At 69.6% G+C, this 19,668-nt stretch carries 22 protein-coding genes; 11 read left to right on the top strand and 11 right to left on the bottom strand.

From position 1 onward, the window contains the following. Positions 1–116 precede the first annotated feature (116 nt). On the bottom strand, positions 117–506 hold the full coding sequence (locus ABD987_RS11060; protein WP_345390151.1) for a hypothetical protein: 390 nt from the start codon (positions 504–506) through the stop codon (positions 117–119). Between the two features lie 651 nt (positions 507–1,157). Here ABD987_RS11060 and ABD987_RS11055 point away from each other — a divergent pair. From ABD987_RS11055 to ABD987_RS11045, 3 genes are read left to right on the top strand one after another with little or no spacing between them, the layout of a single operon-like run. Next, positions 1,158–1,613, top strand: a complete 456-nt coding sequence (locus ABD987_RS11055) for a hypothetical protein (RefSeq protein WP_345390148.1) — start codon at positions 1,158–1,160, stop codon at positions 1,611–1,613. Then, positions 1,600–2,724, top strand: coding sequence for a WXG100-like domain-containing protein (locus ABD987_RS11050; RefSeq protein WP_345390145.1), 1,125 nt, complete (start codon positions 1,600–1,602; stop codon positions 2,722–2,724). Before ABD987_RS11055 ends, ABD987_RS11050 begins: the two co-directional genes overlap by 14 nt. Positions 2,725–2,765: 41 nt before the next feature. After that, positions 2,766–3,668, top strand: coding sequence for an NAD-dependent protein deacetylase (locus ABD987_RS11045; protein WP_345390142.1), 903 nt, complete (start codon positions 2,766–2,768; stop codon positions 3,666–3,668). Positions 3,669–3,741: 73 nt separating this feature from the next. On the opposite strand, the gene ABD987_RS11040 is transcribed toward ABD987_RS11045, so the two are convergent. Beyond that, positions 3,742–4,161 (bottom strand): hypothetical protein, encoded by a 420-nt coding sequence (locus tag ABD987_RS11040; protein ID WP_345390140.1) that lies wholly within the window; start codon positions 4,159–4,161, stop codon positions 3,742–3,744. Positions 4,162–4,437: 276 nt separating this feature from the next. On the opposite strand from ABD987_RS11040, the gene ABD987_RS11035 reads away from it, so the two are divergent. Next, positions 4,438–5,982, top strand: a complete 1,545-nt coding sequence (locus tag ABD987_RS11035) for a DUF6924 domain-containing protein (protein WP_345390137.1) — start codon at positions 4,438–4,440, stop codon at positions 5,980–5,982. A 9-nt stretch (positions 5,983–5,991) separates the two neighbouring features. Here the strand turns inward: ABD987_RS11035 and ABD987_RS11030 are convergent, their stop codons facing one another. From ABD987_RS11030 to ABD987_RS11015, 4 genes are all read right to left on the bottom strand, one after another. Further along, on the bottom strand, positions 5,992–6,669 hold the full coding sequence (locus ABD987_RS11030; RefSeq protein WP_345390134.1) for a response regulator transcription factor: 678 nt from the start codon (positions 6,667–6,669) through the stop codon (positions 5,992–5,994). A 250-nt stretch (positions 6,670–6,919) separates the two neighbouring features. Next, entirely contained in the window at positions 6,920–8,023 is a 1,104-nt protein-coding gene (locus ABD987_RS11025) for a sensor histidine kinase (RefSeq protein ID WP_345390132.1), read from the bottom strand. Further along, complete coding sequence (locus ABD987_RS11020; protein WP_345390129.1) at positions 8,020–8,676, bottom strand: response regulator transcription factor; 657 nt, start codon at positions 8,674–8,676, stop codon at positions 8,020–8,022. Before ABD987_RS11020 ends, ABD987_RS11025 begins: the two co-directional genes overlap by 4 nt. A gap of 385 nt (positions 8,677–9,061) precedes the next feature. After that, a complete protein-coding gene (locus tag ABD987_RS11015) occupies positions 9,062–10,663 on the bottom strand; it encodes an alpha/beta hydrolase (protein WP_345390126.1) in 1,602 nt (533 codons plus the stop codon). Between the two features lie 697 nt (positions 10,664–11,360). Between ABD987_RS11015 and ABD987_RS11010 the strand changes: the two genes are divergently transcribed. The 4 genes from ABD987_RS11010 to ABD987_RS10995 are packed head-to-tail and all read left to right on the top strand — an operon-like array spanning position 11,361 to position 14,606. Beyond that, entirely contained in the window at positions 11,361–11,813 is a 453-nt protein-coding gene (locus tag ABD987_RS11010; protein WP_345390124.1) for a hypothetical protein, read from the top strand. Next, complete coding sequence (locus ABD987_RS11005) at positions 11,810–12,433, top strand: DUF3558 domain-containing protein (protein ID WP_345390121.1); 624 nt, start codon at positions 11,810–11,812, stop codon at positions 12,431–12,433. Before ABD987_RS11010 ends, ABD987_RS11005 begins: the two co-directional genes overlap by 4 nt. Then, on the top strand, positions 12,433–13,821 hold the full coding sequence (locus ABD987_RS11000) for a hypothetical protein (RefSeq protein ID WP_345390119.1): 1,389 nt from the start codon (positions 12,433–12,435) through the stop codon (positions 13,819–13,821). The genes ABD987_RS11005 and ABD987_RS11000 overlap by 1 nt, the downstream gene beginning before the upstream one ends. A gap of 26 nt (positions 13,822–13,847) precedes the next feature. Further along, on the top strand, positions 13,848–14,606 hold the full coding sequence (locus ABD987_RS10995; RefSeq protein ID WP_345390117.1) for an ESX secretion-associated protein EspG: 759 nt from the start codon (positions 13,848–13,850) through the stop codon (positions 14,604–14,606). A gap of 11 nt (positions 14,607–14,617) precedes the next feature. Here the strand turns inward: ABD987_RS10995 and ABD987_RS10990 are convergent, their stop codons facing one another. The 3 genes from ABD987_RS10990 to ABD987_RS10980 form a co-directional block, all read right to left on the bottom strand. After that, a complete protein-coding gene (locus ABD987_RS10990) occupies positions 14,618–15,457 on the bottom strand; it encodes a helix-turn-helix domain-containing protein (protein ID WP_345390115.1) in 840 nt (279 codons plus the stop codon). Between the two features lie 23 nt (positions 15,458–15,480). Next, positions 15,481–15,756: a hypothetical protein gene (locus ABD987_RS10985; RefSeq protein ID WP_345390112.1), complete on the bottom strand. Its 276-nt coding sequence runs from the start codon at positions 15,754–15,756 to the stop codon at positions 15,481–15,483. A 168-nt stretch (positions 15,757–15,924) separates the two neighbouring features. Then, on the bottom strand, positions 15,925–16,194 hold the full coding sequence (locus ABD987_RS10980; RefSeq protein WP_345390109.1) for a hypothetical protein: 270 nt from the start codon (positions 16,192–16,194) through the stop codon (positions 15,925–15,927). Positions 16,195–16,319: 125 nt separating this feature from the next. On the opposite strand from ABD987_RS10980, the gene ABD987_RS10975 reads away from it, so the two are divergent. After that, the gene (locus tag ABD987_RS10975; protein WP_345390106.1) at positions 16,320–17,186 is read left to right on the top strand and encodes a helix-turn-helix domain-containing protein; all 867 of its coding nucleotides are present in this window, start codon (positions 16,320–16,322) and stop codon (positions 17,184–17,186) included. Further along, on the top strand, positions 17,183–17,377 hold the full coding sequence (locus ABD987_RS10970) for a DUF397 domain-containing protein (protein WP_345390104.1): 195 nt from the start codon (positions 17,183–17,185) through the stop codon (positions 17,375–17,377). The genes ABD987_RS10975 and ABD987_RS10970 overlap by 4 nt, the downstream gene beginning before the upstream one ends. A gap of 499 nt (positions 17,378–17,876) precedes the next feature. On the opposite strand, the gene ABD987_RS10965 is transcribed toward ABD987_RS10970, so the two are convergent. Continuing rightward, the gene (locus ABD987_RS10965; protein ID WP_345390101.1) at positions 17,877–18,767 is read right to left on the bottom strand and encodes an RNA polymerase sigma-70 factor; all 891 of its coding nucleotides are present in this window, start codon (positions 18,765–18,767) and stop codon (positions 17,877–17,879) included. A 172-nt stretch (positions 18,768–18,939) separates the two neighbouring features. On the opposite strand from ABD987_RS10965, the gene ABD987_RS10960 reads away from it, so the two are divergent. After that, the gene (locus tag ABD987_RS10960) at positions 18,940–19,425 is read left to right on the top strand and encodes a carboxymuconolactone decarboxylase family protein (protein ID WP_345390099.1); all 486 of its coding nucleotides are present in this window, start codon (positions 18,940–18,942) and stop codon (positions 19,423–19,425) included. 21 nt (positions 19,426–19,446) lie between these two features. On the opposite strand, the gene ABD987_RS10955 is transcribed toward ABD987_RS10960, so the two are convergent. After that, positions 19,447–19,575 (bottom strand): hypothetical protein, encoded by a 129-nt coding sequence (locus tag ABD987_RS10955; protein ID WP_345390096.1) that lies wholly within the window; start codon positions 19,573–19,575, stop codon positions 19,447–19,449. Between the last annotated feature and the right edge of the window lie 93 nt (positions 19,576–19,668).

Here is a 19,668-nt window from a genome sequence, read left to right as displayed (position 1 = left end):
ACATACGGCGGTGGAAGGCCGTGGTGCGTTCCCGGTTCGTTGACGGGAACCGCCGGTCGGCCGCGGATGCCGACCGGCGGTTCCCGGGTCTCCGGAGCGGACCCGGATTCGCCGGATCAGGACGGGGTGAGCGCCCACGCGTTACCGGGGGTGCCGTAGGTGATCACGTTTCCGCCCCGGTGCGGGTTGAAATGCCCGCTCCCGGCGCCGAAGCGGTTGCCCGCACCGTCGAAGCCGTAGACGTTGATGTCTTCGTAGCTGTCGCGGTCGCCGAGCCCCGTGGTGGTGTGGCACTGGCCGGGGTTGATCACGAACGTGGAAAAGCCGCCACGAGCGGGAAACTCCACTGTCGACGGGTAGTTTCCCTGCGAGCACAGCTTCAGAGCGCCAGAAGCGGCCGGTGCGGCGGAAGCGGCCGGAGTGGCCAGCAGGGCCGCCGCGGCCACGGCGGCGCCGACGGTCCCGGACGAAAGCGCCACTCGCTTGAGGTTTGTCGTCAGGGGCATGGATTTTCTCCTTCTCGACTTCGGCGGCCGGCACCTCGCCGATGCTGGGCCGGACCGTCTTTCCTGGTGGAAAGGTGCTTTCGAGAAGATCACGAGCGGTGATCACGACACCACGGGACGGGGTAAAGCGTCAAAAATCAATGCCTTTCCGTTGCTCTTCGCCAATCCTTTTCCACATCAAGGTTTCTCACTGAGGGTGGGGTGTGGCCCGGGGCGAGGATGTCTCGTACGCGTCGTTGAGGACGCTCACCGTCCCCAACGCTCCGTTCGCGACGCGGGCTTCGACCGACGTGGATGTCCTGAAGGCTCCCTTGAGGACGTTGAACGTCTCGATGGCTCCCTTCATGACGTGGCAAACCCCTGGCCACACGCCGAAAGTCCCGCGTCAGAGGCTGTCCGGGTGTGGATGTCTTGTACGGGTCGTTGGGGACGTTGAGTGTCCCCAACGCTCCGTTCGCGACGCGGGCTTCGACCGACGTGACGTCCTGAAGGCTCCCTTGAAGACGCTCAACGCCCCCAAGGACCCCTTCATAGCACCAAAGTGGTCGTTGCCACAGCGGCGTTTTCCGGCCGTTAAGGGACTGACCTCGGCGCGTTGGGAACGTGTGAAGACGGTGGCCTCCATCGCCGGGTTTTCGTTGACTGGTAATCGTGGCTTCTTCTTCCGCACTCGACGGCCCGACCGGCGGCTACCGCAACGCACCCACCTCGGCGCCCGTTACCGACCCCACCTCGGGAGACCTTCCGCCGGGATGGTCCCCGCCCGCGGGTGGGGTGTTGTCGCTGGAACCGAGGGAGCTGGCGGGCGCGGTGGCCAAGTTCCACGAGGCCGCGGCGGCGGCGTCCCGGGCCGCGAGCGGCGCGCCACGCGCCGGCGCCGGAACCGGCTACGGCGTCGATCCCTGGGGCTCGGATCCGCTGGGCGCGGCCTTCGGCGGCCGGTACGCGGAACCCGCCCAGCACCTGCCCGTCGCGCTGGAAGCGCTTTCCCAACTCCTCGACGGAACGGCCGATCAGCTGGCCCGAACCGGTCGCGCCTTCGCCGAAACCGACGAGCACGCCGCGGGTGAGGTCCGGAAGCTCATGAGGTCCGATGCCCGCGACTGAGGTCCCGTCCGGCGTCCAGCACTTGCTGGAGGTGCTGATCGGGAACGACTGGCCGGAAGGAAACCCGGACGACCTCAGGCAGCTGGCCGTCCAATGGCGAGCCACCGCGAAACAGCTCGAAGCCGTCCAGGACCTGGTCCGCGAGGGCGCGCACCGGGTCGGTCGTGCCATGGAAGGCCGGACACCGGAAGCCTTTCAGGCGTTCATCGCGCCGTTCACCGCCCCGGACGGCCACCTCGACTCACTCCGGAAGGCGTGTCTCGGGTTCGCGGACTCGCTGGACGAGATGGCCGTGCAGATCGAGATGCTGCGGATCATCGTCATCCAGCTCCTGGTCCTGCTCGTCATCCAGATCGCCATGGAGATCGCCGCCGCGCCGTTCACCTTCGGCGCTTCGCTGGCGAGCATTCCGGGCGAGATGGCCGCGACCAGGGCGCTCGCCCTCGTCGTGATCCGGCGGGCCGTCATCGGGCTCGTCAGTCACCTGGCCGCCTCCCTGCTCGAACAGGTCGGGGTGGTCTTCCTGGCCCAGTTCGTCCTCATCTGCCAGCACAAGCTTTCCGGGTTCCGTGCCGACATGTTCAAGACCGCCGCCGTCAACGCGGTCGTCGGCGGCGCCGTCGGCCTCGGGGTGGGCGCGGCGGGCAACCTCGCCAAGAACGCCGCCGCGAAATCGTCGAGCCGCCACGTACCTGCGGCCCGCCATCTCGACGGCACCCCGCCCACGAACTGGAAGGACGCCGGCAAGCATTTCGCGCTCAACGCGCCCCTCGACATCGGCGTGGGCGCGGCGACCGGCGTCGCCGAGGCGGCCGCGCAGGACGCGGCCACCGGCTCCTCGGGCGACGAGGTGTACGGGGCGGAGAACGGGGCGTTCACCGGCGCGCGCGACGCCGCGCACAACGCCTTCAACCCGCACAGCAAGTTCTCCACGAATCCCGCGTACTACCTGGACAAGGGGCTCAACGATCGGTGGGACAAGGCCACGAAACCGCCACCGCCGCCCGTCGAACAGGGGCCGCCGCGGCTCCCGGAGGTCCGTCGCGAGGACTGGGACGCCTGGACCAGGGACACGATCGGCGCGGTGGAAGGAAACCCGCGGCCCCGGTGATCTCGGGGCGCTGCGGCGGGAGTGGACGTAAACTGGCCGGTGTGCGCACCCGACCCACGCTGAGCTGGACGCCCACCGGCGATCCGTTGCCGCGCACGGCGGAGCTGGGCGCGGTCGCCGAGTTGCTCCGGCGGGGCGGCGTGCTGGTGCTCAGCGGTGCCGGGCTGAGCACGGAGTCCGGCATCCCGGACTACCGGGGCGCGGCGGGCAGCCTGCGCAGGCACACCCCGATGACCTACGGCGAGTTCGTCGGCAGCGCCGAGGGCCGTCGCCGGTACTGGGCGCGCAGCCACCTCGGCTGGCGCACCATCGCCCGCGCCCGGCCCAACAGCGGCCACCACGCGGTGGCCCGGCTGCGCGCGCTGGGTCATGTGTCCGGCGTGATCACGCAGAACGTGGACGGGCTGCACCAGGCCGCCGGCACGCCGGGAGTGGTGGACCTGCACGGCATCCTGGACCGGGTGATCTGCCTGTCCTGCGGGAGATACAGCGCCAGGGAGGAGCTGGACCGGCGGCTGCGCGCGGCGAACCCGGGATTCCGGGCCGCGGTGAGCGCGGTGAACCCGGACGGCGACGTGGACCTGGCCGAGCACGAGGTCGCCGGGTTCGTCGTGGTGGACTGCGAGAGCTGCGGCGGCCTGCTGAAACCCGACGTCGTGTTCTTCGGTGAGAACGTTCCGGGTTCCCGGGTCGAGCGGTGCTACCGGATGGTGCGGGAGTGTTCGGCGCTGCTGGTGCTGGGGTCGTCCCTGACCGTCATGTCCGGGCTGCGTTTCGTGCGCCGCGCGGCCGCGGCGGGCGTTCCGGTCGCGATCGTCAACCAGGGGGTGACGCGCGGCGACGAGCACGCGGCCGTGCGCGTCGACCGGCCGCTGGGCGACGCGCTGACCGAACTACTGGCCACGCTCGGCGAAACCCCGCCCCGGAGTTCCCCCGGTCCGTGAATGCCACATTGAGGGACTCAGAGTCCCTCAATGTGGCATTCACGGACCGTTGTCCACCAAGGACGGACGACGATCAGAGCAGCGGGAACTGGGCGTCCGGGTGCTCGACGGTGCCGGTCGCGGCGATCGTCCCGCCCTTGCTGTCGTGGACCTTCCCGGTCGCGACGGGGAAGGTCGTGGGGGCGTCGTTCGGGGTCTTCGCGGGGAGGAAGCCCCAGACCTCGACCGTCTCGATGACGTCGCGGTTGCCGAGGTCGAACGGCATGCACTTACCCGCGTCGACGACTGCGGTGGACAGGCCGCCCCGCTCGGGGAACACCGCGTAGGCGGCGTAGTCGCCCTTGGCGCACACCTGGGTCTGGTGGCCGGCCGGCGCGGCGGAGGCCGACCCGGCGAAGGCCAGCGCGGTGCCCGAGACGAGCGCGGCACCGGCGGCCAGCGTCGCGGCGGCGCGCTTGACGGTGATCGACTGGGCGAAACGGTTCCTGGTCATCGGAGATCTCCCAAGGCTTTCCGGTTTCCGGGCGTTTCCCGGAGTGCGCCCAGTGTTTCGGAGCGGACGGGTGGTGGCCGCTAACCGGCGGCTTATCTTTTCTTTATGGCTGGACGGCGAGCTCGCCGCTGACGGTACGAAGGCGGAACAGGTTCTCCCGGACATTCGCCGTTGTCCGTCAGGGCAGTTCGTTGCGGTATTTCCGGACCTGGCGCGGCCGTCCGGCTACGGTGACGTCGCCGGACTCACCGGTGGCACGTCGTCGGAGGAGAGAGCTTGCTGTTCCCGTTCCGTTTGTGGCGGCGCACCTGGGGTTCCACCGTGTGGTTGCCCGAGTCGCCCCTGGTGCTGCGCGTGGACGACGGCGAAGGCGCGCTGCCGGTGCAGCTGTCCTGGGGCACCGAGGACGAAACCCGGACTTCGGTCGGCTTCGCGCCGGACATGGCGAGCTGCTACGGCCATCGCCAGGGCGTCGACGGCCACGTGGTGGAGCTGCGCGGCGAACTCGCCGAGCACACGTCCACGGGGGACGAAGCACGCGGGTACGAGTTCCACACGGAGGTCGGGGGAACCAGCGCCGACACCTGGTCCCCGGCGGGCGAGCTGCGGGTGCTGATCGACGACGGTGGTGAGGCGCCACTGCGGTGGCTGTCCTGGCGGGACGCCTCCGGCGGCGGCGCTTCGGTGCTGCTGCGTTCGGTGGGGCTGTCCGGCGGCGCGGACGTCACCGACCTGGTCACCGCGGTGTGGACGAGCAGCGAGTACCGCGACGCGGGCGAGGTCGCCGCGAACCTCGTCCAGCGGGGACGCGACAAGTGGCTCGCACTGGAAAGCGCTGCCAGCCTCGAATTCATCCTGACGCGGCCGGTCGCGGTCACGACCTACTCGTTCACCTCCGCCAACGACGAGCCCGGCCGCGACCCGGAGCGGTGGACGCTGTCCGGCTCGGCCGACGGGAACCGCTGGCAGGTGCTCGACACCCGCGCCGGCCAGTCGTTCACCGACCGGCACCAGTCCCGGATGTACCGGATCGCCGGACCGGTTCCCTACGATCGCTATCGCTTCGAGTTCGCCGGCAACCACGGTGACTACTACCTGCAGCTCGAATCCGTCCGCCTGTTCGCGAGCGGCAGCAGCGGTTTCGCCGGGTACCGCCAGCGCGCGGGCGAGGCTCCGGTCGCCTACCGGGGCACGCCCGCCGGAGGGGAGGCGCCGGAAGTACCCACGTCGTTCCGTGCGATGGAACCCCTGCAGCCGATGATCCCGGCGACACCGTTGGTCCCGGCGGTGCCGTCGAGCGCGGCGGTGCCGTTGAGCCCGCTGGTCCCGAACGCCCCGGCGATTCCGGTGGGCACGCCGCTCCTGCCGCCGGGCGACTCGGTTCCCTTGGTACGCACGGACTTCTCCGACGACGCGGCGTGGGCGGCCACCGCGCGGGCGGTGACCGCCGAGTACCGCGCCGACGACATCGTGAACTCCGCGAACGTGGTGCCGGTCGACGACGTCCGGTTCGAGGGGCTGGACGCGGCCCAGCTCGTGCGGCTGGTGCCGCCGGGCGCGAGCTGGGACATCCTGCTCCTCGCCGACGGGGCGGCCATGACCTCCGCCGAGCACCACGTGCTGGTCGTCAGCCTCGACGAGGACAGCCACGGCGAGAGCTTCCGCGCGACACCACCGGCGGTCGTCGAGATCGAGACCAACCTGTCGATAGCCAATATGGACTGGGAGGACTTCGCGGACGGCCTGGCCGAGAACGATGTCGCCGAGCCGATACTCGACCTCGAACCGGTGTCGTGGGGCGACGGTGTCCTCGGCCGGTGAACGGGGTGGTCAGATCACCCCGGCACGGACCGCGAAGGCGACCGCGTGCGCGCGGTTGTTGAGGCGGTAGCGGGACATCATGCGGTGGAGGACGTTCTTCACGGTGCTCTCCGAGTACGCGAGTTTCGCCGCGATCTCCTCCGTGTCGTGCCCTTCGGCGAGCAGCCGGAGCAGCTCACGTTCCCGTGTGGACAGACCGGACAACGCGAGTCCCTGTGGTTCCAGCAGATCCCGCTGCATCCGGTCGAGGTGGGTGAGCAGGTTGCCCTGCAGCCGGGGCGGCAGCACGGCCGCGCCCTGGCTGACCGCGACCACCGCCCGCGTCAGGGGGTCGCGGTCGAGGCCGCGCCGCCGCAGCAGCGCGGCCATCCCGCACTCGATGGCGGTCATCAGGCCCTCGGGCCGGAAGTGGTCGGTGACGAGCACGCACCGCGGTGGTGCTTCGAGGCGGGACGCGGCCCGGACTTCGCGCAGGAACCTGAATGTCTCGTCCCCGACGGAATCCTCGACGACCGTGATCACCTCGGCCGTCGCGAACTCGGCCTCGCCGAGCACCTCCAGTCGCGGGTCGGCGTCGAGGATGCTCGCCGTGCCCAGTCTGGCCACCGGATCCGGCGAGTACACGGCGACCGTCACGGACACGGCGTCGGCCCGGACAGCACCGTGCCGATGACAGGTGCCGGACATGGTGTTCCTCCTGGTGTGGCGGACCCGAAGAGCTGTGATTAACCATTGCTCAAGTTAGAGGCTATAACCGCAGCGTGTGAGTGTCAATACGAGAAGTGATAGCTTCTAGCGATCCAGCGAATCTCTCGCGGAGATGGGGCCCGCCGTCGGCTCCGGAAGAGCGCGGACTACTTCGCGTGGCCGATCAGTGCCTCGGCCGCCTGGTGCTTTCCGGGTCGGCAAGGACTCGAAGGCCGGGCTGCCCGAAAGGTCACGCGGCGGGCAGGCCGACGTGCACCAGCAGTCCGCCCTCCTCGCGTGGCCGGGCGGTGACCGTGCCGCCGTGCGCCTCGGCGATCGCGCGCACGACCGAAAGCCCGAGGCCGCTGCCCGGCGGCGGATCCGCCCGGTCGAAACAGGACCGCCGGAACGGCTCGAACAGTTCGTCGCCGTCGGTCACGGCGAGCCGAGGTCCGCCGTTGGCGATCTCGAAGACGCAGGTGCCCGCCGCCCCCGAGGTGCGCACCGCCACCCAGCCGCGCGGTCCATTGTGGATGAAGGCGTTCTCGACGAGGTTGTGCACCAGCTGTTCCAGCAGGACGGCGTCGCCGTGGACCTTGGCCTCGGCGAGTTCCGGCCGCAGCTCGATCGGCGTACCGGCGCGCGCGAGCCGCTCCCACAGGATGCCGTCGGCGAGTTCGGCCAGGTCGACGACGTCGTTCTTCCCGACGGTTTCCGCGTTCTGGGCCAGCGCGAGCAGCCCGGCGAGCATGCGTTCCTGACGGTCGAGGGCGGAGAGCACCTTGCGGCCCAGCGCGGTGGTTTCGGCGCTGACGCCCGGCCGCGCGAGCGCCACCTCGGCGACCGCCCGCTGGGCCGCGACCGGCGTCTTCAGCTCGTGCGCGGCGTTGGCGATGAACCGGCGCTGCCCGGCGAACGAGCGTTCCAGCCGCACCAGCATGTGGTCGAAGGCGTCGGCGAGTTCCTTGATCTCGTCCTGCGGGCCGGTGAGCCGGATGCGGGTGCCCAGTTCCTCCTCGGCCGCGCGCTGTGCGGCGGCGGTGATGGACCGGACCGGGCGCAGCGCGCGCCGCGCGGTGAACCAGCCGAGCACGGCGGCCAGCGCCATGACCACGCCCAGCGCGATGGCGCCGTTCTGGAGCAGTGTGGAGTAGGTGATCGTGCCCAGGTCTTCGATGGGCTGGGGGAGCGGCAGGGGGACCGGCGGATCGGTGTCGGGCAGCACGCCCGCCACGCCCATCGGGCGCGCGCGGTGCGACAGCAGCATGATCAGGCCGAGCAGCACGGCCCCGGTGACGGCGGACAGCGAGGTGTACGCCAGCGTCAGTTTCGCGCGCAGCGGCCAGCGTTTCACGGGATTCGGTATCCGACGCCGGAGACGGTTTCGATGACCGGGGGATCGGCCAGCTTGCGCCGGAGCGAGGTCATGGTCACGCGGACGACGTTGGTGAACGGATTGATGTGCTCGTCCCACGCCGTTTCCAGCAGGTCTTCGGCCGAGACGACCGCGCCGTCCGCCCGGAGCAGTTCCTCCAGGACGATGAACTCCTTCTTGGCCAGGGAGATCAGCCGGTCGCCGCGCACCACGCGGTGGCGGGCCGGGTCCAGGCTGACCCCGGCCCGTTCGAGCACCGGCGGGACCGCGGGCCTGCTGCGCCGTCCCAGCGACCGCACCCTGGCGACGAGTTCGGTGAAGGCGAACGGCTTGGCCAGGTAGTCGTCCGCGCCGAGTTCGAGCCCGGAGACCCGGTCGGCGACCTCGGCCGCCGCGGTGAGCAGCATGACCCGGGTGGCCGGGTGCTCGGCGACGACCGTCCGGCAGACCTCGTCGCCGTGCACCAGCGGGAGCCCCCGGTCGAGCACCACGACGTCGTAGGCGGTGCCGCAGCATCTTTCCAGCGCGGCGGCGCCGTCGTAGACGACGTCGACCGCGAGCGCGGCGTCCCGCAGGCCCTCGCCTATCGCGTCCGCCATCATCTTCTCGTCCTCGGCCACCAGCACGCGCATACGTCTTCGGTAACACCGTGCGTACCGGCCCGGCAAGCGGAAAGTACCTAAGCACAACGCGATAAGGGAATTCCGGCACCAACCGTGTCCATTGCGCCCCCCGTGGTCCGTGAATGCCACATTGAGGGACTCAGAGTCCCTCAATGTGGCATTCACGGACTTCTGCGCCGCGCGAGTGGCCGGCCGGGGCGGCACCGAGGGACGCCTTCGGTGCATTGGGCGCGCCGAGGGACGCCCTCGTCGCACTGAGCGCACCTAGGGCGTCCCTCGGCGGGACGGCCGGGACGGCTGGGGACGGTCGGGGCGGCGCTGAAGGACGCCTTCAGTGCACTCAACGCACTGAAAGCGTCCTTCAGCACAGCGCGGGCGATCCACAAAGGACGGGCTACGGCGTGGGCAGCGGGAGCCCGGGGACGCTCTGGTCCGCCGGAACGACGCCGTCGACCAGGTAGTCGTCGACGACCCTGTCCACGGCCTTGTTGCCGCCGATCCCGTAGATGCCGTGGTCGCCTTCACCGGTGACGGTCAGCAGCCGCGAGTTCCGGAACGCGGCGTGTGCCTTCCTGGCACCCTCGATCGGCGTGGCGGGGTCGTGCTCGGACTGGACGATCACCACCGGCGGCACGCCCTTGCCGTCCAGCACCGGCATCGGCCGGGGCTTGCCCGGCCAGAAGGCGCAGGTCTGCAACCGCATCCACAGCGAGCTGTGCAGCGTCACGCCACGGTCGAGGTACTCCTGCGACCGCCGGATCAGCGACTGCCGGTCGCCCGTCCACGGCCCGTCGTTGCACAGGGTGGTGATCAGCGTCGACACCATGGCGTCGTCGGCCCCGGCCGCCCGGAGCGGCCCGTCCAGCGGCAAGGCGCTCTTCGACAACGTCGTCCCGAGCGCCGCGCGGGCGTCGTCCTTCGCCGCCGCCGAAGCGCGGGCGTCGGTCAGCGTCCTGACCTTGACCAGCGTGGTGGCGATCGCCGGGAACTGGCTCTTGGCCTTGAGCGCGCCGACGAGGTAGGAGTCCAGCAGGACCGCGCCGATCTTCGTGCCGTTCACCTCGACCGGTTCGCGGGTCAGCGCGTACCGGACGTTCTCGTAGGTCTGCCGGGCCGCCTCGCCGCTGGTGCCGAAGTGGTACTGGGCGTCGTACCGCGCCAGCCACGGCAGGAAGTCCTGCCGCCAGCGACGTTCGTAGCCCAGCGGCTGCCAGTCGAACGACTGCTGCCAGGTGCCGGTGAACTGGGTCGAGGAGTCCAGCACGAACCGGCCGGTGTGCTGCGGGAACCGCTGGGCGTAGTGCGCGCCCAGCCAGGTCCCCGCCGAGTACCCGACCCAGTTGATCTTGTCCCGGCCGAGCAGGGTCCGCAGCAGGTTCAGGTCCCGGACGTTCTGGAAGGTGCTGATCAGCGACCCCAACTCGCCCGTGGCCCGGTGACACGCGGTCGCCGTGTACCGGGTCGCGTCCACGATCAGGTTCAGGTTGCGCGGATCGCGGTCGCGCGGGTCGAGGTCGGCGCCGGTGTCGTCCGCCCCGCCGCAGCTGACGGTGGTGCTGCGGCCGGTGCCCCGGGTGTCGATGCCGATGATCTCCTGGTGCGTGCGCAGTTTGTCCTGGCCGCGCAGCATGATCGGGAACCAGCGGCCCGGCCCGCCGGGTCCGCCCGGATTGGTGAGTACCGATGCCGTCGTCGCGCCGGTGGGCCTGAGCCTGCTGATCGCGATGGTCAGCTCCTGGCCGTCGTCCGGACGGTCCCAGTCGCGGGGCGTGCGATAGGTGGCGCATTCGAGCCCGGTGATGTCGGTGCCCGGCGGGAGGTCGGCCAGTTCGCCCGTGGCGCACGCATGCCACTCCAGCGCCTGCCCGGTGTACCGGGCCGGGATCCTGGTGGTGTCCGGCGTGGCGGGGCCGGGACTCGCCACCGCCGGTGCCATCCCCGCCAGCAGCCCGCACAGGGCGGCCGGGATCGTCACGGCGAGACGCGGTCTCCTCATGATGGTGTTCCCCTCTTCGGGATCATTCGGTGGTGTGACCCCGATTCCACCGGCCGCGGTGCTCCGCGACCAGTGCCACCGCGTCACCTGAGCGCCATGACATTCCTGCCGGACGGACATGACGTGACGTCACTTGCGGCCACCGGCTTCCGCGCGGTAGAGGTCCGTGAAGGACTCCTTCACAGCATTGGCGCTGGTAAGGAGTCCTTCACGGCACGCGGTTCGTGCTGCCGCCGATGTCCCGAACACGTAGCTGGATTGTCCTTTGTGGATTTCAGTGTCGTGAGGGGGCCCTTCAGGGCGTTGAGCGCCGTGAAGGGGTCCTTCACGGCATGAGATGTGTCTCGCGGGATGTGACCTGTGGAAAACAACGGATACGATCATGAATCCCGGCACCTGTGGTGTTACCGGCGCGGAACGCTTTACTACGATCGAGGGAACCCACACTCGTCGGAACAGCCTTATCAATAAGAAGAATATTCGCATGTTGTGCCAATCTGAGTGCGTGTGGTCCGTTTTCGCCGAAAACACCTGGTCGGCTTCTGTGTGGTGGCGAACACTCGGAAATCTATTTCCCCACCTGGCTGACCACGGGTGACCAATCGGCTACGGTGACAGTCGAGGTCGTTTCGGGAGGGAAACTCCCGAGCCGGTGTGTGCCGTCTGACCCGGCACGTGTCACAAGCGAGGGGAGCGCATGACACAGCCAGCGCCGGAGCCGGGAAACTGGCTCAGTGACGTCCAGTTCTCGATAGTCGGCGACCACGGCGGGGGAGGGGGTGGCGCCGGAGCGGCTCCGCCCTCGGCGCCGGGATTCACCCTCAACGCCGAGGAAGCCAGGACCATGCTCCGGAAGGCCGAGGGCATTCTCGACGACTTGGCCGCGTTGCTGCCGAAAGCGGAGCGCCTGTGCAAGATGCGTCCACCCGCGGACGATCCGGCGAGCAACGGGTACAACTCTCAGCTGGTCGGTGGCGCGCAGGGCGCCGGAGCATTCCAGTACGGCGCGGGGCATATCAAGCGCGAGTTCGGTTACCTGTCGGAATTGGCTGTCCGGCTGCGGGACGCGCTGGGCGTCACCGAGGCGTCCGACCGGCACGCCAAGGAGGGCCTTGCCAGGACGGCGGGGAACGGAGGGCTCGCGGGATGAAACACCGCGCGACATCTGTTGCTTTCAGCTGTGTGGTGATAGCCGCCCTCGCGGTGGGATGTACTGGCAAACCGGCCGCGAACCCGGTCGGCACGCCCCGGAGTGAGTCGCCCTCTGCGGGGTTGCCGCGCGGAGGCGCGCCCAAGGTCGACAGTCCCATGCCAGTATCGGCGTTGAGCAGCGACCCCTGTCAGAGTGCGCTCACGCCGGGACAGCTGGAGAAGATCCTGGGCACGGCCCCGCAAGGGAAGCCGGACAGCAGCCCGCTCGGACCGGCGTGCAACTGGCACAACAGCGACAAGGGGTCCCACGCGTCCGTCAGTTACGACACGCAGACGCGTACAGGCTTGAGTGGTGAATACGAGAACACCAAACCGCAGGCGGTCGTGTGGCGCCCCCTGCCGCCGATCCAGGGTTTCCCCGCCGTCGCGCACGTGACACCGAGCGGCGGAGAGCCGGACTACTTCTGTCAGGTCAGCGTCGGCGTTGCCGACGATCTCTCCTTCGACGCGAGCATTATCTTGGGCCCCGCGAAGAAGGGGAAGGTCGATCCCTGTCAGGTGACGGCTCAGGTCGCGGACATGGTCGTGACGAATCTGCGGCAGAAGGCGGGTTCCTGATGGGGTTCTTCGATGCCATCGGGGACGCGGCGAAAGCGGTCGGGAACGCGGTCGCCGACGCCGCCGGGGCGGTGGTCGACGGGGTGGGCGCCGCCGTCGACTGGGTCAGTGATCGGGTCAGCGACGTCGGGGGCTGGTTCGGGGACCTGTTTTCCGGGAATCTCGGGACGCAGGCGGTTCCGGCGCCGGAGCTGGTCGACAAGATCATGAAGAGCCGGGGAGCACCGGACTGGCATGGTGGCGCGCAGACCGCCGGCGGCCTGGCCAGGGACCACAGCGAGATCGGCGGCCGGATCCAGGAGGTCACCGCCGGGCTGGAGTCGGTGTGGACCGGGGCGGGCGCGGACGCCGCGCGGGCGAAGATGAAGCCGCTCGCGGACGTCGCGGAGGCGGCGGCGCGGACCTTCACCGCGAATTCGCAGAATCTCACCGGGCTCGCGCACGGCTTCGACGACATGAAACGCTCGATGACGCCGATGCCGGATCGGCCGCCGCACAAGAGTTTCGGCGACGTGATCGCCCCGTGGGAGACCGACACCGAAAAGAAAATCCGGGAATACAACCAGACCGCGCAGCAGAACCTCCAGCGCTACGACAGCTACGCGCGGCAGGCGCGGTCCGGCGGTTCGGACCTCAAGATCGACTACGGGCAGCTCCAGGACTACGACGGCGGCGACGTCACGTTGGCGCAGAAGGCGGCCCCACCACCCGGAAAGCCGTTCACGCCGTACCACGGCAGGGAACCGTTCCCGCCGGAGCCGAAGGTGGAGGCCCCGCCGCCGCCGGTACTGCCGCCGCCGGGCCCGCGCCCGCCGCTGCCGCGGAAACCAGCGCCGGGGAAACCACAGCCAGGACAACCACAGCCGGGACAACCGCCGGTGTACACGCGGCCGGACCGGCCTCCGGTGCACACCATGCCCCTGCAGCACACCCCGTCCGACGAGCGTGACCACACCCGCGCGGCCGGGTACACCCCGCCGGGAGGTTCCGGCTACTCGCCGACGGCGTTCGGCTCGGCCGGGGGCGGCGGCGCGACACCAGGGGAGTTCGGGCCCGGCACCGGCCAGTTCGGCGGCGGGGCCGCGAACCAGACAGGCACCGGCACAGGCAACGGCAACGGCCGGGGCAGCGGCGCGGCCACCTCGGGAAATCCGCGCGGCGGCGCGAACGGCGGCCTGCCCGGCGAGGGCCGGGGCACGCCCGGCGGCCGGGGCGCCCAGGGCATGGGCGGCGCCGGGATGGGCGGCGGCAAGGGCGGCGAGGACGGCGAGCACAGTCGCAAGTACGGCGTCGAGGACGACTCCGTGTTCGCCATCGACGAGAACGGCGACCGGGAGGTCGATCCTCGCACCGGCCTGCCGATCGTCCCGCCGACGATCGGCGGCTGAGCGGGGAAAGAGGGGGAGGGATGGCGGTGCTCGACAGACCGGTGCGGATGCCCCGGCTGGCCTTCCTGGTGGCGTGGCAACTCGAAGAACTCGGCGAGCCCCACCCGGTGATCGGGCCGAACAACTACTACATGACCGACGAGTTCCGGACCACGTTGCGGCAACGGTCGCTCGACGGGCTCGCCCGGCTGGGCCTCGCCTCGGCCGGCGGCGTGCTGACCCCGGACTTCCGGCAGACGCTCACCACGATCGCCCGCCCCGGCCGGGAATTCTACTCCTGGAGCAACTTCCCGGACCGGAGCGAGGACGACGGCGCCATCCTGGTCGCCGCGCTGGGCCACGACGCCGTCCGGCTGATCACCGACCAGCGGACGGTCCGGCTGGACCCGGTCCCGGCGGAGCGGTTGTGCGAGCACTTCGTCGAGACCCTGCCGGACGTGCCCGGCGCGGACGTCCGGCCGTTGCACGTGGCGGCGACCGACTTCGCCGACCCGGGCGGCCGGCGCGAGGACGATCCGTTCGCCGAACCGGACCGGGAGGCCGAGCGGCTGTGGGAGATCATGCGGGCCGATCGTGACGCCGCGCATCAGTTGTACGCGGCCGCCAGGGACGGTTCGGGCGCCCGGAACCGGAGCCTGCCGATCAGCGCGGTCGATCTCACCGCGCGGGGCCGGGTGCTGACCTATCTCGACCGCGACGAGCGCGGCGGTAGGCGCATCAACCTCTTTCCGGGGAACCGGGAGAATCTGCTCACCTCGCTCGGCGCCACGATCGACACGCTCTGACCCGCCGGGCCTCACGTGCCGGGCCCGAGCGCGCCGAGGGTCCGCGCGATGGCGTCACGGGATTCCGCCCCGCCGAGCGCGCGCCGGGCCGCCAGCTGCTCCAGTGCCTCCTGGTATCGGGTGACCGGGGTTTCTTCGGTGACGTACGTGCCGATGTAGTGGTGTTCGAGGGTGACCAGCGGGCGGCGTTTCCGGAATTCGAAGAAGGTGAACGGCGCGATCAGGCTGGGGTGCCAGCCACCCGCGCCCGGCACGACCCGGACGGTCGCGCGCCGCTCGTCGACGGCGGTGAGCAGGTGCCGCAGTTGCTCCCGCTGGACGTGGACGGCGCCGAAGCGGCGGTGCAGCGCGGGCTCGCCCAGCAGCACGGTGTACCGGGGTCCGTGGTCGTCGGTGCCGGGGCGCGCGAGCCGCAGCATGACGCCTTCGTCGACCTCGTCCCCGGTCAACATGCCCGCGTCGAGCACCGCCCGCGCGTAGTCCGGGGTTTGCAGCAGCTCCGGGACGAGGGTGGGGGACCATTCGGTGATCGCGGTGGCGGTGCGCTCGTATTCCAGGCGCAGCACGGGATAGCCGACCGGGCCGTGCTCCAGCCAGTGCGTGTCTTCGGTGTGTTCGGCCAGCTCGCGCAGCCGCCGGTACTCGGAGCCGGTGACGCCGAGGAAGCCGAGGAACCGGGTGACGTACTCGAGTTTCGGGCGCCGGGCGGCGTGTTCGATCATGGAGACGGTGCAGGGGTCGACGTCCAGCGCGGTGGCGAGTGCGCGCACGGTGACGCCGAGTCTTTCCCGGTGCGCGCGCAGGCCGAGACCGAGCGCGGTGGTCGGGGGTGTCACATGCTGTTGTGTCATCGGTTCTTTTCCACTGTGGACTTTCAGGTTCGGGGCCGGGGTGACGGCAGTGCGGGGTGGCCGGGCCAGATGTCCATGCCGTGTTCGCGGCGGTAGACGTAGTCGCAGTGCCAGCAGGTGCGCGGGACTCCGTGCACGTCGCGCTGGATGACCTGGGCGAACTCGGCGGACGCGACGAGGCCGCACAGCATGGTGATGCGTTCGCCCGGCTCGGGCACGTGGGTCAGCCGCGCGTGGTGCCACTCGCCGTTCGCCACGGGGTGTATCGCGTCGGTGTCCACGTAGATCGTCGCGTTCATCGGTGTCGCTTCTCCCGTTCTGGCATGGGTTCGCGCCGGGCCCCCGGGCGCGCAGAACTCCCGGGGGCCCGGCTCCGTGCCCGCCGGTACAGGTCGGGCGCGGTTCGGGGGCCGCCGAATCGTCCACTTCGGACGATCAGGGGTGATGAGTTCGCCGACAGTTCGGCGTCAGGGAGTGCCCGCGGATTTGTTCGAATGAATTTGGCGCAGCAACACCGCGAGATTGACCGGTTTGGTGCCGTCGAGGCGGATCGGAATTCCGTCGCCGACCTGGATCGCCACGAACTGTCCGCCGTCGGTACGTACCTCGCCGACCGCCAGCAGCGCGGTGGTACCGTCCAGGTAGGATGAGGTCATCGCCAGTTTTGTCCGCCAGGTGAACGAAACTCGGGCCACGTCCTTGTCCGGTGGTTGCGCGCAGTACTGCCCACCTGTCATTGCCTGCCTCCCCCTTTACGAGCGTCAACGCTGTTGATAAACAATTATCAACAATCACAATAGTGCAGGCAAGAACCTGATCGAGTGATACCCATTGACAGCTATTACTGCACTATGCTGGTTGTATGGACGACAACGGTTCCACCACCAAGGGTCTGCGGCTCGGCGCCGCCCTCCGCGAGGCACGTACTTCGACGAACGAGTCGCTGACGCAGTTCGCCAAGCGGATCAGGATCGACAAGGCCCAGATCTCGCGGTGGGAGACCGGCAAGATGGTGCCCTCGGTGGACAAGGTCGCCCGGCTCCTGGGTGCGCTCGGAGTCGGCCCCGAGCGTTACGACGAGATCATCGAGCTGGCGAAGGGCGCCGGTGAGGAGCAGTGGTTGGCGACCACCTTGCCCGAACAGCGGCGGCAGTTTGCCGCGTACATCGACTTCGAGGCGCGCGCCGAGACGATCACCGAGGTGGCGCCACTGCTGATCCCGGGCATCGTGCAGACCGCGGGGTACACCCGGGCGATCATGATGACGAGCACGGTTCCGCGCGGCGAGATCGCCACCCGCGTGGCGACACGGATGGGTCGTCAGAGCGTGATCGACCACGAGCGCACCGAGCATCCCGCGCGGCTCCGGGTCCTGGTCGGCGAAGCCGCGTTGCGGCAGATCATCGGTGACAGGCAGGTGATGTGCGAGCAGCTTCAGCGTCTGCGCAAGGTCGCCGGGTGGGGGAACGTCGATCTCCGCGTGGTGCCGTTCGGCAGCGGCTGGCATCCCGCTCTTGACGGCCAGTTCTCCATCCTTGATCCGCGCGAAACGACTGAAGGCTTCCCGATCGTCTGCTTGGACGTTCGGCGGGGTGGCCTGATCCTGCACACCAAACGAGACGTGGCGGTCTTCCGAGAGGCGGTGGAAACCGTGTTACAGGTGGCGTTGAGCGCAAAAGAATCAAGTGCGTTCCTCGCCGATGTCATCAAGGAAATGAGGAGTGGATGATACGAACAAAGACCCCCCGGGGAGGCTGGCGGAAGTCCAGCCGGAGTGACGAGGACACGAGGAACTGTGTGGAGGTCGCGGTACACCCGGCCGAGGTCGGTGTGCGGGACACGAAGGATCGCGAGGGTGGTCAGCTCGCCGTGCCGGGTACGGCATGGCGAGCCTTCCTCGACACCGTCACCACCGACTGACAAGAAAAAAGAGGCCGCGGCACCCCGGTACAGTGCCGAGCCGAACCAACCCCAGCGCGGGCGGGAAGCCACACTCCCCGCCCGCGCTGCCTCTACCCACCCTCACCCCACCCACCCCACGTTTCCGGCCTGGGCTCCCGAAGGTCCGTGAATGCCACATTGAGGGACTCAGAGTCCCTCAATGTGGCATTCACGGACCTGGCGTTCGAGACGTGCCCCCAGCCGAAGGTCGCGTCGCGACCACGAGTGCGCCCCCCAATCACGCGAGTGCGCCCTCCAATCACGCGAGTGCGCCCTCCAATCACGCGAGTGCTCCGCCCAATCACGCGAGCCGACCCTCCAGGTACGCGAGCCGTCCGCCCAGGTACGCGAGCCGACCTCCAGGCACGCGAGCCGATCCTCCAGGTACGCGAGTCGTCCCTCCAGGCACGCGAGCCGACCCTCCAGGTACGCGAGTCGTCCGTCCAGGTACGCGAACCGACCGTCCGGGTACGCGAGATCACCGGCTGACAGCGGTCTCCTGCCCGACGCGCGACAGCTTCTCGGGGTTGCGGACGACGTAGAGGCCGCTGATGAGCCCGTCGTCGAACCGCATCGCCACGACGTTGTCCAGCTCCCCGTCGATACGGACGACCAGCGCCGGGTGCCCGTTGACCTGCACCGGCTCGGCCGAGACCCGCCCGGCGAGCCGGGGCAGCCCGGCGCCCAGCAGCCGCGCCACCTTGTCGGCACCCTCGATCGGCCTAGGCACGGCCTGCACTACACCGCCACCATCGCCAAGGAGCACGACGTCCGGGGCGAGAATGTCGACAAGTCCCTGAAGATCCCCCGTTACGAGGGCCCGCCGGAACGCTTCGAGCGCGTCGCGGCTCTCGCCCGCCGACACCGCCCCGCGCGGCCTGCGCGCCGCGACGTGCGCCCGCGCCCGGTGCGCGATCTGACGGACCGCGGCCGGGGTCTTGCCCACGGCGTTCGCGATCTCGTCGTAGCCGAAGTCGAACACCTCCCGCAGCACGAACACCGCCCGCTCGACCGGCGCGAGCGTCTCCAGCACGAGCAGCATCGCCATCGAGACGCTGTCCGCCAGCTCGACGTCCTCGGCCACGTCGGGCGAGGTCAGCAGCGGCTCGGGCAGCCACGGGCCGACGTAGGACTCCTTGCGGCGGCTGAGCGTGCGCAGCCTGCCCAGCGCCTGCCGGGTGGCGATCCGGACCAGGTACGCGCGCCGGTTCTCCACCGTGGCGAGGTCGACGTCGACCCAGCGCAGCCAGGTCTCCTGCAGGACGTCCTCGGCGTCGGCGGCGGAGCCGAGCATCTCGTAGGCGACCGTGAACAGCAGGTTGCGGTGGGCGACGAACACCTCGGTCGCGGACTCCCCGTGTTCGTTCATGGCCGTTCTCCCATCTCCGCGCACTGACTGTGTCACGCACCAGATGCCGCCGCCCGCCGGTTTGTGACACCCGGCCGCTATGGCCTACGTCACGCCGCCGTGCTGTCACAGGATCCGGGGCGGCGGCATCTGGTGGTCAGCCGAAGCAAACACCACGAGTGAGGACGAAGCCATGGAAGCCCGGTTCAACCTGTTCGAGAACGAGATCGCCGCGAAGTTCGGCAAGCGGTTCGCCAACACGAGCATGGTGATCGCCCAGTCGCCGCTGCCGAAGTCGACGCAGGAGCTGGTCTCGCTGCGCGCCAGCCAGATCAACGGCTGCGGGTTCTGCACCGACATGCACACCAAGGACGCCGCGGCCGCCGGGGAGACCCCGGTCCGGCTCAACCTGGTCGCCGCGTGGCGTGAGGCCACCGTGTTCACCGAGGCCGAGCGCGCGGCGCTGGCGTTCACCGAGGAGGGCACCCGGCTCGCCGACCTGCACCACGGCGTGTCCGACGAGACCTGGGCGCAGGTGCGCAAGCACTATGACGACGACCAGCTCGCCGCGCTCATCTGCCTCCTCGCGCTGATCAACGCGGCCAACCGGATGAACGTGATCGTGCGCAATCCGGCGGGGTCCTACGAGCCCGGCATGTTCGACAGCTTCGTGAACTGAGCGTCGCGGGGGAGCGCGTGGTCAGCCGGCCTTACGCTCGAAGACGGCGGCGCGCTCCTCCGCGACGAGCATCGCGTCCTGTTCGGCGGTGATCCGGGCCAGGACGTCGTCGACGTCGAGGAACGTGTCGATTTCGGGAAACTCGTTCATCGGAGAGTTCCTTTCGCACTCGGCGGATGAGTCCAGCTAAGCGCCGGGACGCCGGTGATCACCAGGATTCTGCACGTTGGGTGCGTCCGGTTT

The organism is Amycolatopsis samaneae, from assembly GCF_039541975.1.
Taxonomy (GTDB): domain Bacteria; phylum Actinomycetota; class Actinomycetes; order Mycobacteriales; family Pseudonocardiaceae; genus Amycolatopsis; species Amycolatopsis samaneae.
This window is presented reverse-complemented; position numbering and strand designations above follow the sequence as displayed.

Coding starts and splice junctions, on each gene's coding strand:
- ABD987_RS11000 (WP_345390119.1), top strand. CDS start 12,433: ATGGGGTTCTTCGATGCCATCGGGGACGCGGCGAAAGCGGTCGGGAAC.
- ABD987_RS10975 (WP_345390106.1), top strand. CDS start 16,320: ATGGACGACAACGGTTCCACCACCAAGGGTCTGCGGCTCGGCGCCGCC.
- ABD987_RS10970 (WP_345390104.1), top strand. CDS start 17,183: ATGATACGAACAAAGACCCCCCGGGGAGGCTGGCGGAAGTCCAGCCGG.
- ABD987_RS11020 (WP_345390129.1), bottom strand. CDS start 8,676: ATGCGCGTGCTGGTGGCCGAGGACGAGAAGATGATGGCGGACGCGATA.
- ABD987_RS10985 (WP_345390112.1), bottom strand. CDS start 15,756: ATGAACGCGACGATCTACGTGGACACCGACGCGATACACCCCGTGGCG.
- ABD987_RS11030 (WP_345390134.1), bottom strand. CDS start 6,669: ATGTCCGGCACCTGTCATCGGCACGGTGCTGTCCGGGCCGACGCCGTG.
- ABD987_RS10960 (WP_345390099.1), top strand. CDS start 18,940: ATGGAAGCCCGGTTCAACCTGTTCGAGAACGAGATCGCCGCGAAGTTC.
- ABD987_RS11015 (WP_345390126.1), bottom strand. CDS start 10,663: ATGAGGAGACCGCGTCTCGCCGTGACGATCCCGGCCGCCCTGTGCGGG.
- ABD987_RS10965 (WP_345390101.1), bottom strand. CDS start 18,767: ATGAACGAACACGGGGAGTCCGCGACCGAGGTGTTCGTCGCCCACCGC.
- ABD987_RS11050 (WP_345390145.1), top strand. CDS start 1,600: ATGCCCGCGACTGAGGTCCCGTCCGGCGTCCAGCACTTGCTGGAGGTG.
- ABD987_RS11060 (WP_345390151.1), bottom strand. CDS start 506: ATGCCCCTGACGACAAACCTCAAGCGAGTGGCGCTTTCGTCCGGGACC.
- ABD987_RS11010 (WP_345390124.1), top strand. CDS start 11,361: ATGACACAGCCAGCGCCGGAGCCGGGAAACTGGCTCAGTGACGTCCAG.
- ABD987_RS11005 (WP_345390121.1), top strand. CDS start 11,810: ATGAAACACCGCGCGACATCTGTTGCTTTCAGCTGTGTGGTGATAGCC.
- ABD987_RS10980 (WP_345390109.1), bottom strand. CDS start 16,194: ATGACAGGTGGGCAGTACTGCGCGCAACCACCGGACAAGGACGTGGCC.
- ABD987_RS11040 (WP_345390140.1), bottom strand. CDS start 4,161: ATGACCAGGAACCGTTTCGCCCAGTCGATCACCGTCAAGCGCGCCGCC.
- ABD987_RS10955 (WP_345390096.1), bottom strand. CDS start 19,575: ATGAACGAGTTTCCCGAAATCGACACGTTCCTCGACGTCGACGACGTC.
- ABD987_RS10990 (WP_345390115.1), bottom strand. CDS start 15,457: ATGACACAACAGCATGTGACACCCCCGACCACCGCGCTCGGTCTCGGC.